We start from the raw sequence: 12,422 nt of genomic DNA, 5'->3' as shown, positions 1-12,422 counted from the left end.
GTCACCGCCCCCGCCCGCCGGCGGGCTCGGCCGCGTACGACTCGGGTGACGGTTCCTCCGCGCCACCCGCCCCACCGTCACCGTCGCCGCCGGACAGCTGCTCGGTCGCCGCCGCGGTCCGCCGGCGCAGCGCGTCGGCGGAGCTACGGAGCTTCCCGCCCAGCGCGTCGATGCTGTTGCCGGCGGCCACGGTGGCGGCCGCCTTGCCGGCCACGGCGAGCGGTCCGCCCAGCCGGCCGAGGTTGGCGAGGTGGGGAGAGGCCTGCATCAGGTCCGCACCCTTCTGCAACAACCCGCCCGGCTCACGGCTCGCCCTTCCGGCGGCGACGGCCGCGGCCAGGGCCAGGACCGTACGCAGCTTGCGGCGGCGCCCCAACAGATAGCCGAGGCCCACCGCGAGCCCGATTCGTGCTCCGCTGTTCATCACATCTCCTTCGCTCCCCCGCGGTCCGGACGCCCTGCTGCGGTCGGGGCCGAAGAAGGGCCCGCTGAACGACTCGGGCGGGACCTCTCACCAGGCGTCCCGTTGTGGCGGACCCGGCGGGCAGTACCCGACGGCCGAACCGCGAAACCGCATCCGCAAATTCGTCACCGCTACCCGCTCAGCAATTCGGAAAAGCGGTGCGCGGCAGCCCCGAAACGGACAAGGAAGCACAGATGAGCAGGGCGGGAGCGATAGGTAAAAAGAGTGGGGAGGCCGAATCAATCGGCGTCAGAGAGCTGGGGGTGTGGAATCCAGGCAGATTTCGGCGTGCACCTTGTCGCCACTCTCGCGCAATTTCGCGCCACATTTTTCGAGCACCTGGAGCGCCCCTGTGTTGTCCCGGGTGGTCTCGGCGACAACGGCGTGCATCCCGGCCGCCGCCGCCTCGTTCAGCAACTCCCGCAGGGCGGCGCCGCCGACGCCCTGACCGCGCGCCGAGCGCCCCAGCCACATGCCGGTCTCCACGGTGCCCGGCTCGTCGCGGCGGGTCATCCGGACCATGCCGACCACCTCGCCGCCCGCCAGGATCGCGTACATCTGGGTGCGGGTCGGGCCGGCGAGACCGCCGAAGCTGGCGCGGTGGAACTCCCGGAACGCCTCGCGGCGCGCGTGCGACCAGCCGGCCGGCGCCTCCACCGGGGGCATCACCTCGCCCGGCTCCGCCTCCGCGGCCGCTACGGAGAGCAACGGCTCGAGGTTCCGCTCGTCCACCGGCTCCAACCGGACCGCACCCGTCACGTGGCGGAGTCTGCCGGCACTACCGGGAGAAGTCCACCCCTTCCGGCCGCTACTGGCGGTCCGTCGACAGGTACCGGCCGGTCGGACGGCGCCACCGCCTGCCTCACGCTCCGCTGTCGGGTGGGCCGAACTCGCAGAGCACCACCGAGGCGTCGTCCGTACGCTTGTGCCGTCGCCGCCGGTCGGCCAGGCCCTCCTCCGCGGCCCGCACCCGAGCGATCAGCGCGTCGGGCCCGTCGGTCGTCACCAGGTCGAGCAGCCCCGACCAGTCGAACAGGTCGAACTGCTCCACGGCGCTGGACGCGCCGTCGCTGAGCAGTACGGCCCGCCGCAACGCTCCCGGCCCGTTCAGGGGCACCGTCCCGGTCACCGAGTGGTACGCCGCGTCCGGGTCGGCGGCCGCCACCCAGTAGCCGTGCGTGCGGTTCATGCGCTCCCGCTGCAACCCGACGGCCTGGCGGAAGCGGGTGGCGCGGTCCGTTGCCGCGCCCGCCGGCACCATGGCGACGGTGCGCCGCAGTTCGGCCATGGCGGTGTCGAGGCGGTCGTCGGTGACGACGCTGACCCGGCCGCCGGCGTCGAGCACGAGCGGGCTGTCGCAGAGCACGAGGTAGTCGACCTCGTCCCCGCCCTCGCGCAGCAGGCACACCGTGCTGGACGGCGTGCCGGGATGGTCCAGGTCGCACTGGCCCCCGTGGTCGGCCCGGACCGCGAGGATGGCGGCGGCGAGGTTGCTCATGAGGCTCGCGGTCGGGCGCACCGCCTCGGCCAGGCCGATACGGGCGGCGAGGTGGCGGACGTACCACTCCGGCCCGTGCACGCAGCCCGTGTCGAAGCCCTCGGGCACGGTCGCGCCGTCGAGCACGCCCACGAGCGGGCCGAAACGGAACACGAGGTCCTCGTTCACGTCCCGCCCGGGGGCGGGTGCGGAGGCGGAGCGGACCCGCATCAGCGGAGCCCGCCCCACCGCCCGCATCGGCTCAACGCCGGAACTCACCGGCGGCCTCCTGAGCCTGACCCCGCATGTGCTGGGCGGCGGACCGGCTCTCGTCGGCCACGGTGGAGGCGCCGTGGACGGCCGTGGACCCGACCGACCTGGCGGCCTGCTGCGCCGGCTGCCGCATGTTGCCGGCCAGCTCGTGGCCGGCCTGGCTGACCATCTCGCGCACCTGGCCGGAGTGCTGGCTCACCTGCTGGCTCACCATGCCCTTGGCCTGGCCCGCCAGCTGCCGCTCGGAGCGGCTCGGCGGGATGAGTGCGGAGGCCAGCAGCCCGGCGCCGAACGCGATCAGACCGGCGGCCATGGGATTGCCCTGCATCTGCTCCCGGGACTGGTACCCGACCGAGCGGGCCTCGTCCCGTACGGAGTCGGCGGCCTGTGACATCCGCTGACCGGCCTGGCTGCCCTTGTGCTGCACCGAGCCGGCGGCCTGCGACATCCGCTGACCGGCCTGGCTGCCCATCTGCTGCACCGAGCCGGCGGCGGAGGACATCTGCTGCCTGACGCCGTGTCCGTCCATCTGGGTGCCCATCACCTTCTCCTTGACCCGGGTGAACGCGCCGCGGGCCTCCCCGACGCGGTCACTGGCGATCCGTCGCGGGCTGACCTTGTCGGCCAGCGCGTCGACGTTGTTGCTCAGGTCTCTCCGGGTGTACTCGATCTGCTGCCGAATCCGGTCCGGATCGGTAGACATGATCTGCTCCCTCCGGGCTCGGTCACCGGCCGCGCAGCGCGTCCGGCACCTGCCGTGCGGTCTGTTGCGTCCGGGGCAGCAACGCACCGATCTGCCGTATCTTCGTCCGACCCATGGCGAGCAGGACGGCGGTGACGATCGCCCAGACGCCCGCCACGATGAGCGCGGCCCAGCCCTGGTCCATCACATTGGACAGACCCCACCACGCCGCGTACGAGACGAAGAGTACGGTCAGGAAGCCGGCCAGCGCCGCCCCGGCGAGCACACCAGCTGCCTTGCCGGCCTGGCTCGCCTCCTCGCGGAGTTCCGCCTTGGCGAGCTCCATCTCCTGGCGTACCAGGGTGGACATGTCGCGGGTCACCTCACCCAGCAGCTCGCCGACCGACTGGGTGCGATCCCTCACCGGGGCGCTCACGGTGCCACCCCGCCGGGAATGCCGGGATCCCGCCGCTGGGTGTCCGGCGACGCGTCCCGCATCCGCTCCATGCCGGCGTACGGTCCGCCGGTGGCGTACGGCGCGTCGACCGTCCGCTCGTACGGCTGACCCATCTGCCCGGTCTGGCCCATCTGACCGTCCGGACCGTGCCCGTTACCGGACATCATGTTCCGGGCGAGCCGACCGAACACGAGTCCGGCCACGGCCGCGCCGGTGAGGAACGCGCCCGGATGACGCCGGGCGTAGCCGCGCACCTCGTGGAGCACGTCCGCGGGCTCGCGCTCGTCGAGCCATCCGGCGGCCCGCTGCGCGACGTCCGCCACGCGACGGACGGCCTGACCGGCCATACCGGAGTCACCGGAGTCGGCCATCGAGGTGAGGTCGCGGCCGATGCCGCGCAACCCCTCGGCGGCCCGGTGCTTCTGCGAATGCGCCTGGTCACGCAGCTGCGACGAGGCTTCGCCGGTCAGGTGCCGCGCCTGGTGCCGCGCCTCCGCGGCCACCTCGCGACCCTGCTCGGCCATCGCGTGGCCGACCTGGCCGCCGGCCTGCGCCGTCTGGTGACCCATCCGGGACGCCTGCTGACGCGCCTGCTCCGTGGTGCTGTCCGGCGGTCTGCTCTTGTTGATCGCCGTCATCACACACTCCCTTCGTCCGCCCCGAGCCACGGTGGGACCCGGGACGACACCCGCCTACCCGTCGTGTCCCAGGGGCATTCGTTCGCCGGCGGTCGGTGACGGCGGCGAGCGGAAACCGGCCTGACCAGGTCAGTCACCTCGTCGGGCCGGGCGATCGATGGTCGCGACCGGACGAGCGGGACGGCCCGGACGGGCCCGACCAGGGGTGCGGGACGTGGCGGACCCGCCAGGGACGGCGACACCGGGCGGACGGAGCCGCAAACGGCCACGAGGCGCATCCCGGCACCGTCCCGGGGCGGGTCAGCGGGCCGGGGACGCGCAGCGGTGGCACCGATGTCGCGCCGGTCGGTGGCCCCGGGCGGTCAGCGGCGCCGGTTTCGGGCACGGGAGGAGCGCAGGCGGCGCAGGCGGCCGACGAGCACCGGCTCGGCGGCGAGCGCGGCCGGGTTGTCCAGCAGCCCGTTGAGCAGCTGGTAGTAGCGGGTGGCGGAGAGACCGAACGCGTCCCGGATGGCCTGTTCCTTGGCCCCGGCGTGCCGCCACCACTGCTGCTCGAACGCGAGGATCGCCCGCTCCCGTTCGGTGAGGCCGGCGTCGCCCGGGCCCGTCGCCCCGGGCTGCGCCGACCCCGTTGCGTCGTCGGGTGTGGTCGCCGCGACCGCGTCGTCGTCCGGCACGACCTCGACGGCGGGCGCGGAGCGGGGCGGTGGGACGGGCGCGGAGCCGGGTCGGCCGGGCTGCGCGGGTGCGCGCTTCGCGGGCTCGGCGGAGGAGTCGGTGGGCGGCTCGGCGGCGGCCGGGGCGGCGTCGGCAGGCTGCATGGCGCTCCTCGGGCGGGCGGGCCGGCACGGCGACCGCCGACCGGGGGGATCCTCAGCCTAACCAGGGCCGACGCGGGTCGCATCCGACGTCACGGCGGGTCGAGGCCCGCCCGATCCGCTTCCCGCGCAGGGCCGGCGCGGGGTCGACCGAGGCCGCCCGCGCCCGTCCGGACAGGCGGTAGGGCCGCGCGCCGGTGTCCCGGCGGGCGGCCCCGCTCGTCATCGCGTCGCCGGCCTCAGGAGATGTCGCGCCGGCGCATCGCCCAGAGCGCCGCGCCGAGGACCACCGCGACGCCGGCCGCCAGCAGCACGGAGGACTGCTGCCAGGTCACGTCGAACGTGTCCGGCTCGCACCCGCCGAAGGGGGTGGCGTTGCACGACTGCCAGTCCTGCAGGGTCACCTTCTTCTGCAACCAGGCGAGCGCGTACGTCGGCAGCAGCCAGGCCTCCACGAACCGCACGCCGGCCATGCTCAACAGGATGCCGAGCCCGAACTGGCCGACCATCATCACGGCCACGACCCCGCCGAGAGCCATCGCGGTGTGCCGCCCCAGCGAGGCCAGGGCGAAGCCGATCGCGGTGACGGCCAGCACCAGCACCACGGCGCGTACCCCGGTCAGGGCGAACGACTGCCACACCCCCGAGGTCACCTTCTCGGTGCTGCCCCGGAACTTCGCCACCAGCCAGAACCCCGCGAACCACAGCACCGCGGCGGGCAGGGTCACCGCGAGCAGCCCGGTGAGCAGGGCCGCGAGCTTCGTGAGCAGCACGGTCAACCGCTTCGGCCGCCACAGCAGGAGGTTCATCATCCCGCCGGAGCTCCACTCCGCCCCGACGAAGGACGCGCCGACCACGAACCCGACCAGGGCCAGGATCGCCGCGAACGGGACCAGGGTCTCACCGAACTGCTCGCGGAAGTCGAACGTCGACGGGAGGAACCACTGCGCCTCGATGGCCTCGCGCGGCGGCGCGCTGATCATCGAGCAGTCGTCCGGGTAGCGGCCGTCGTTCGGCTTGCCGGCCGCCTTCGTGGCCTCGCAGGCGGTCCGCTCCTGCTCGCTCCAGCGCACCTGCTCCTGGTACTGCTGGTCGGCCTGGCGCTCGGCGCGGGCCATCGCGTCGGCGTCGATCTTCTCGTTCGAGAGGAACGTCCCGACCAGCACCGCGACCAGCACCAGCAGACCGAGCAGCGACATGTAGCGGGTGAAGCGCCGCTTGGCCAGCCGGCGCAGCTCCGTACGGTAGAGGCTCACGCCCCCCACCCCCCTCCGGTGGCGCCGGTCTGCCCCGGGCCACCGACCTTCATGGACTGGTCGACCTGCCGGTGCTGGCCGGGCACCGGCGCGGTGGCGGTCAGTTCGAGGAAGACGCTCTCCAGGTCGACGGTGACCGGCGCCAGCTCGCTGACGTAGAGACCCTGCTCGGCGAGGAGCCGGGTCACCGTCGCCGGCTTGTCGACCCCGGCGAGCATCAGGTGGTCCGGGTGCCCGGTGACCCGGACACCCGCGCGGGTGAGCGCGTCGGCGGCCGCCGGCAGGTCGCTGACGGCCTCCAGGCGTACGCGCACCGCCCCGGAGGAGTGCTGGGCGAGCACCTCGTCGACCGGGCCGAAAGCGACCCGGCGGCCCAGCGAGATGATCGTCACCGAGTCGCAGATGAGCTGGATCTCGCCGAGGATGTGGCTGGAGAGCACCACCGTCATCCCGGACTCGGAGAGGTTGCGCATCAGGGTGCGCATCTCCCGGATGCCGCCCGGGTCGAGGCCGTTGGCCGGCTCGTCCAGGATCAGCAGCTTCGGGTTCTTGAGCAGGGCCGAGGCGACCGCGAGCCGCTGCTTCATGCCGAGCGAGTACGTCTTGACCCGCTCGCCGGCCCGGTCGCGCAGCCCGACGAGTTCGAGCACCTCGTCGACCCGCTCGGCGCGCACGTCACCGGCGGAGGCCAGTAGGGACAGCGTGTCGCGGGCGGTGAAGTGCGGGAAGAACTGCGGGCTCTCGACGATGGCGCCGACCTGGCCGGCGACCACGGGCAACGCCTCCGGCACCTCGTGGCCGAGGATGCTCATCCGGCCGCCGTTGGGCCGGATGAGGCCCAGCAGCGTACGCAGCGTGGTGGTCTTGCCCGAGCCGTTGGGCCCGAGGAAGCCGTGCACCTGCCCCGCCTCGACCCGCATGTCGAAGCCGTCCAACGCGTTGCGGGTGCCGCGTCGGCGACTCTTGTATGTCTTGCGGAGACCCTCGATCTCCAGGACAGCTGGCAAGCTGCACCTCCCCCGATGATGGGCGTGACAGCGGACACCATACGCGGTATGCACGGGCGTGCGATACGCGGTATGCACCGACGCGCCGACGGGTTGTCCGGGCGCCCCCGCCGGGCGGCGGGGACCGCAGGTGCGGCTCAGGCGCAGACGACGTGAACGCCCGCGGTGCGGAACGCCGCGACCACCTCGGGGTTGGCGCCGGAGTCGGTCACCAGGGTCTCCACCCGGTCCACCGAACAGATCCTCGCGAAGGCGTGACCACCCAGCTTGGACGAGTCCGCGATGATCACGACCCGCTTCGCCCGGGCCACCATGAGGCTGTTCATCGCGGCCTCACCCTCGTGGTGTGCGGCCGCGCCGAGCTGCGGGTCGATGGCGTCCACCCCGAGCAGGGCGACGTCGAGGGTGACCTCCCGCAGCAGCGCCCCGCCCAACGGGCCCACCAGCTCGAACGACTTCGGCCGCACCACGCCCCCGGCGACCACGACCTTCATCCGCGAGCGGACCAGCAGCTCGTTGGCGATGTTCAGCGCGTTGGTCACCACGGTCAGCTGCGCACCCTCGGCGCTGGTGTTCAGATCCGGCCGGACGGCGAGCGCCCGCGCCACCTCGGTGCTGGTGGTACCGCCGTTGAGGCCGACCACCGTGCCCGGCGACACCAGGGCCGCGGCGGCCGTGCCGATGCGCTGCTTCTCGGCGGAGTGCTTCGCGGTCTTGTAGCGCAGCGGCAGGTCGTACGAGACACCGTTGGCCACCGCCCCACCCCGCGTGCGGGTGATCATCTGCTGCTGGGCGAGCTGGTCGAAGTCACGCCGGATGGTCGCCTGGGAGACGTCCAGCCGCTCGGCCGCCTCCTCGACGCTGACCCGTCCGTTGTCGGTCAGCATCTCGAGCAGGGCGTTCCATCTGGCGTACCGGTCCACCTCGGGGGCCCTCCCAGTGACTGCACGATCGGTGATTGATTGCGTGCACAGTAGTGCGCGAAACTACGAGGGCGCAAAACATTGGCCTGCTCGATCCGCCCTCCGGTTGCCACAACGACCCGGTTTCGCGCAGAATGACGCGCGAAAGACGGCCATATCGAGCCGTATTGCGCACGGTCGCCTCTGCGAGGAGTTCTCAAATGGCGTACGTCGACGCGGAGATCGCGAGCCAGCCCGACTGCTGGCGGAGGGCGGCGAAGCTCGCCGCCGACGTACGTGGGGACCTGCCGCGGCCGGGCGAGCGGGTCGCCGTCGTCGGTTGTGGTACGTCCTGGTTCATGGCCATGGCGTACGCGGCGCTGCGGGAACAGGCCGGTCAGGGCGAGACCGACGCCTTCCAGGCCTCCGAGTTCCCGACCGGCCGCCGCTACGACCGGCTGGTGGCCGTCACCCGCTCGGGCACCACCACCGAGGTCGTCGACCTGATCGCCGCCCTGCGCGGTCGGGTGCCGACGACAGTCATCGTCGGTGACCCCGGCACCCCCGCCGTCGAGCTGGCCGACGCCGCGGTCGCCATGCCGTTCGCCGACGAGCGCTCGGTGGTGCAGACGCGCTTCGCGACCACCGCCCTGGCCCTGCTCCGCGCGCACCTGGGCGAGAACCTCGACGCGCTGTCGGCCGACGCCGAGGTCGCCGTCCGGGCCCCGCTGCCGATCGACCCGGCGCGGATCGAGCAGGTCACCTTCCTCGGTCGCGGGTGGACGGTCGGCCTGGCCCACGAGGCCGCGCTGAAGTGCCGGGAGGCGGCGACGTTCTGGGCCGAGGCGTACCCGGCCATGGACTACCGGCACGGCCCCATCTCCATCGCCGCCCCGGGCCGGCTCGTCTGGGCGTTCGGCGCGCTCCCCGACGGGCTGCCCGAGGACGTCGCCGCGACGGGCGCGGCCTTCGTGCACAGCCGTACCCACGGCTGCCGTACGGTGCTCGGCAGCTGGGCGGCGGGCCGGAACCCGGTGGACCCGATGGCCGACCTGATCCTGGCCCAGCGGTTCGCGGTCGCCCTCGCCACCAGCCGTGGCCTCGACCCGGACGCCCCCCGGCACCTGACCCGCTCCGTGGTGCTCGCGTGAGCGACCAGGTAGTCGTCGCGCTCGACGTCGGCGGTACCGGCATGAAGTGCGCCCTGGTCGGCGCGGACGGCAGCACCGTGCACACCGAACGGCACCCGACGGACGCGGCGCGCGGCCCGGCGGCCGTGGTCGACACCATCCTGGACGTCGCCGAAGGGCTGGCGGGCAAGGCGCGCGCCGAAGGCCGTACCCCGGTCGCGATCGGCATCGCCGTGCCCGGCGTCGTCGACGAGGCGCGCGGTGTGGCGGTCTGGTCGGCGAACGTCGGCTTCCGGGACGTCCCGCTGCGGGATCTCGCGGTGGCGCGGCTCGGCCTACCCACGGCGCTCGGCCACGACGTGCGCGTCGGTGGGCTCGCCGAGGCCCGGCTCGGCGCGGGCCGGGGCGCCGGGCACGTCCTGTTCGTCGCGATCGGCACCGGCATCGCCGCCGCGCACGTGGTCGACGGCTCGGCGAGCGTCGGCGCGCACGGGGCGGCCGGCGAGATCGGGCACATCCTGGTGCGGCCGGGCGGCCCGGTCTGCGGCTGCGGCCGGCCCGGCTGCCTGGAGGCGGTCGCCTCGGCCTCCGCCGTCGGCCGCCGGTACGCGGAGCTGGCCGGCACGCCCGCCACGGCGGCGGAGGTGGCCGAGCGGGCCGCCGCCGGCGAACCGGTGGCGGTGCGGGTCTGGCAGGAGACCATCGAGGCGCTGGCCGACGGGCTCGCCAGCGGGCAGGCGCTCTTCGACGTCGCCACGATCGTGCTCGGCGGTGGCCTGGCGCAGGCCGGCGCGCGGCTGCTCGACCCGCTGCGCGCCGCGCTGCACGAGCGGATGACCTTCCACCGGGAGCCGCGCCTGGTCGCGGCGGCCCTGGGCGACGAGGCGGGCTGCCTCGGCGCCGCCCTCCTCGCCCTCGACGCCCTGGGCGTCCCGGAAACCATGGAGAAGCGATGACTCAGCGGGTCAGCGGCAAGGTGGTGACCCCGACCGGCGTCATCCGGCAGGGCTGCGTCGAGTGGGACGGCGAGCGCATCACCGCCGTGGCCGAGTACCCGTCGGTCCGCGACGGGCACTGGATCCTGCCGGGCTTCGTGGACATGCACACCCACGGCGGCGGGGGCCACACCTTCACCACGGGCGACGCCGAGCAGGCGCGCCAGGCCGCCGACTTCCACCTGCGGCACGGCACCACGACGCTGCTGGCCAGCCTGGTCAGCTCCCCGATCGAGCTGATGCGCTCGGCCACCACGGCGTTCCGCCCGCTGGTGCGGGAGGGGGTGCTCGGCGGCATCCACTTCGAGGGCCCGTACCTCTCGGCCGCCCGCTGCGGGGCGCAGAACCCGGAGTACCTTCGCGACCCGTCCACGGACGAGCTGGCCGAGCTGATTGAGCTGGGCGGGGGCACGATCCGGATGGTGACCCTCGCGCCGGAGCGGGACGGCGCCCTGGAGGCCGTGAAGCTGCTCACCGCGCACCGGGTGGTCGCCGCGGTCGGGCACACCGACGCCACCTACGACGAGACCCGCGCGGCCATCGCGGCCGGCGCGAGCGTCGGCACCCACCTGTTCAACGGGATGCGGCCGGTGCACCACCGCGAACCGGGCCCGGTGACGGCCCTGCTGGACGCCCCGAACGTGGTCTGCGAGCTGGTCGCCGACGGCGTGCACCTGCACGACGGCATGCTCACCTTCGCCGGCTCGGTGGCCGGCCCCGAGCGGTCCGCCCTGATCACCGACGCGATGGCCGCCGCCGGCATGCCCGACGGAGACTACGAGCTGGGCGGCCAGGGGGTCACCGTCAGCGGCGGGGTGGCCCGGCTCGCCCGCGACGGCGCCATCGCCGGCAGCACGCTGACCATGGACGCCGCGCTGCGGCACGCGGTGGGCGCGGGCATCCCCATGGCGGACGCCACCCGGATGGCCGCCACCACGCCCGCCCGCGCCATCGGCCTCGGCGACCAGGTCGGCGCCCTCCAGGTGGGCCTGCGCGCCGACCTCGTGGTGCTCGACGACGATCTCACCGTCGTCCGGGTTCTCCGAGCCGGCACCTGGCAGGACTGAACCCGCCCGGCGGGCGGGCGGGGGTCAGGCCGTGGTGGGGATCTCCACGCCGAGGACGGCCTGCTCGTCGGGGCGGTGCACCAGCACGTCCGACAGGTACGACTGCACGGCGGGCGCCATTCCGACGTCCCGGCCGGCGCGCTCGGAGAGCAGCCACTTGTGCTCGATGATCTGGGTGAACACTTCCTGCGGCTCCAGCTTGCGGCGCAGGTGCGCCGGCACCGCCCGGACCACCGGCTCGAACACCTCGGTCAGCCAACGGTGCGCGGCCTGCTGCTCGTCGGTCAGGTCGCTCTCGGCCCGGTAGGCGTCCAGGTCGTTGAGGAGCTTGCGGGCCTGGTTCTCCTCGGCGTCGAGGCCGGTCAGCCGCAGCAGCCGCCGCGAGTGGTACCCGGCGTCGACCACCTTCGGGCGGACCAGGTAGCGCCCGTCCTCGATGGTGGACACGGCGATCTCGGCCACGTCGAAGCCGAGCTCGTTGAGGCGGCGGATACGGGTGTCGATGTCGTGCCGGGCGTCCCGCTCGATCTGCTGCTCGTAGGTGATCTCGTGCCACAGGCGCTCGTAGCGCTGCACGACCTCCTCGCTGACGACCTCCGGGTCGATCGACTCGTGCAGCAGCCCGGCGGCCTGGAGGTCCAGCGCCTCACCGAAGATGTTCACCCTTGCGATCTCCAGATCCTCACCGCGCTGGCCGTTGGAGAGCGACCGGTGCAGCGCCCCGGTCTCCGCGTCGACCAGGTACGCCGCGAAGGCCCCGGCGTCGCGCCGGAACAGCGTGTTCGACAGGGAGCAGTCGCCCCAGAAGAAGCCGGTGAGGTGCATCCGGACGAGCAGCGCGGCGAGCGCGTCGAGCAACCGGCCCATGGTCTCCGGCCGCAACGTGTGCGAGAAGAGCGCGCGGTAGGGCAGCGAGAACTGGAGGTGCCGGGTGATCAGCACCGGGTCCAGCGGCCGGCCGTCGTCGGTCTGCCGGTCGGCGACGATCGCCACCGCCTCCACCGCCGGGAAGTCGATCCGCTCCAGCGCCCGGAGCAGGTCGTACTCGCGCTCGGCGACCCGTTCCCCGGTCTCCTTGACCGCGTACACGTAGTCGCCGAGCCGGACAAAACGGACGATATGCCGGGAGATGCCCTGGGGCAGCGCCACCAGGTGTTGGGCAGGCCACTCCTCCAGCGGGGTCGACCAGGGCAGGTCGAGCAGCGCCGGGTCCACGAGAGCAGACGTGATCCGCACGGGGACAAGCATGACGGGTAC

General features: G+C 73.6%; 14 protein-coding genes. 3 read left to right on the top strand and 11 right to left on the bottom strand.

What is annotated here, in order from left to right; all coding sequences use genetic code 11:
- Window position 1: 1 nt before the first annotated feature.
- The 10 genes from SM573_RS07900 to SM573_RS07855 form a co-directional block, all read right to left on the bottom strand.
- On the bottom strand, window positions 2-424 hold the full coding sequence (locus tag SM573_RS07900) for a hypothetical protein (RefSeq protein WP_474611279.1): 423 nt from the start codon (window positions 422-424) through the stop codon (window positions 2-4).
- A gap of 288 nt (window positions 425-712) precedes the next feature.
- Window positions 713-1,222 (bottom strand): GNAT family N-acetyltransferase, encoded by a 510-nt coding sequence (locus SM573_RS07895; RefSeq protein ID WP_474611280.1) that lies wholly within the window; start codon window positions 1,220-1,222, stop codon window positions 713-715.
- A gap of 103 nt (window positions 1,223-1,325) precedes the next feature.
- On the bottom strand, window positions 1,326-2,219 hold the full coding sequence (locus SM573_RS07890) for a hypothetical protein (RefSeq protein ID WP_474611281.1): 894 nt from the start codon (window positions 2,217-2,219) through the stop codon (window positions 1,326-1,328).
- Window positions 2,203-2,916: a DUF3618 domain-containing protein gene (locus SM573_RS07885; protein WP_474611282.1), complete on the bottom strand. Its 714-nt coding sequence runs from the start codon at window positions 2,914-2,916 to the stop codon at window positions 2,203-2,205. The genes SM573_RS07890 and SM573_RS07885 overlap by 17 nt, the downstream gene beginning before the upstream one ends.
- 22 nt (window positions 2,917-2,938) lie before the next feature.
- Entirely contained in the window at window positions 2,939-3,319 is a 381-nt protein-coding gene (locus tag SM573_RS07880; protein ID WP_474611283.1) for a phage holin family protein, read from the bottom strand.
- Window positions 3,320-3,327: 8 nt separating this feature from the next.
- Complete coding sequence (locus SM573_RS07875; RefSeq protein ID WP_474611284.1) at window positions 3,328-3,990, bottom strand: hypothetical protein; 663 nt, start codon at window positions 3,988-3,990, stop codon at window positions 3,328-3,330.
- A 362-nt stretch (window positions 3,991-4,352) separates the two neighbouring features.
- The gene (locus SM573_RS07870) at window positions 4,353-4,811 is read right to left on the bottom strand and encodes a DUF3263 domain-containing protein (RefSeq protein WP_474611285.1); all 459 of its coding nucleotides are present in this window, start codon (window positions 4,809-4,811) and stop codon (window positions 4,353-4,355) included.
- 236 nt (window positions 4,812-5,047) lie between these two features.
- Window positions 5,048-6,064: an ABC transporter permease subunit gene (locus SM573_RS07865; RefSeq protein WP_474611286.1), complete on the bottom strand. Its 1,017-nt coding sequence runs from the start codon at window positions 6,062-6,064 to the stop codon at window positions 5,048-5,050.
- Window positions 6,061-7,071 carry an ATP-binding cassette domain-containing protein gene (locus SM573_RS07860; protein ID WP_474611287.1) on the bottom strand — a complete coding sequence of 337 codons (1,011 nt, stop codon included), beginning with the start codon at window positions 7,069-7,071 and terminating at the stop codon, window positions 6,061-6,063. Before SM573_RS07860 ends, SM573_RS07865 begins: the two co-directional genes overlap by 4 nt.
- Before the next feature lie 137 nt (window positions 7,072-7,208).
- Window positions 7,209-7,994, bottom strand: a complete 786-nt coding sequence (locus SM573_RS07855) for a DeoR/GlpR family DNA-binding transcription regulator (RefSeq protein WP_474615824.1) — start codon at window positions 7,992-7,994, stop codon at window positions 7,209-7,211.
- A gap of 200 nt (window positions 7,995-8,194) precedes the next feature.
- Here SM573_RS07855 and SM573_RS07850 point away from each other — a divergent pair, with 200 nt between their 5' ends.
- The 3 genes from SM573_RS07850 to nagA are packed head-to-tail and all read left to right on the top strand — an operon-like array spanning window position 8,195 to window position 11,165.
- Window positions 8,195-9,124 carry an SIS domain-containing protein gene (locus SM573_RS07850; RefSeq protein ID WP_474611289.1) on the top strand — a complete coding sequence of 310 codons (930 nt, stop codon included), beginning with the start codon at window positions 8,195-8,197 and terminating at the stop codon, window positions 9,122-9,124.
- Window positions 9,121-10,059: an ROK family protein gene (locus SM573_RS07845; RefSeq protein WP_474615823.1), complete on the top strand. Its 939-nt coding sequence runs from the start codon at window positions 9,121-9,123 to the stop codon at window positions 10,057-10,059. The genes SM573_RS07850 and SM573_RS07845 overlap by 4 nt, the downstream gene beginning before the upstream one ends.
- On the top strand, window positions 10,056-11,165 hold the full coding sequence (nagA, locus tag SM573_RS07840) for an N-acetylglucosamine-6-phosphate deacetylase (protein WP_474611291.1): 1,110 nt from the start codon (window positions 10,056-10,058) through the stop codon (window positions 11,163-11,165). The genes SM573_RS07845 and nagA overlap by 4 nt, the downstream gene beginning before the upstream one ends.
- A 24-nt stretch (window positions 11,166-11,189) precedes the next feature.
- On the opposite strand, the gene SM573_RS07835 is transcribed toward nagA, so the two are convergent.
- A complete protein-coding gene (locus SM573_RS07835) occupies window positions 11,190-12,413 on the bottom strand; it encodes a DUF4032 domain-containing protein (RefSeq protein ID WP_474611292.1) in 1,224 nt (407 codons plus the stop codon).
- Window positions 12,414-12,422 lie beyond the last annotated feature (9 nt).

It is taken from the genome of Micromonospora xinjiangensis (genome assembly GCF_056150165.1).
The sequence above is the reverse complement of the archived record's forward strand: the minus strand, read 5'-3'. Positions and strand labels throughout refer to the sequence as shown.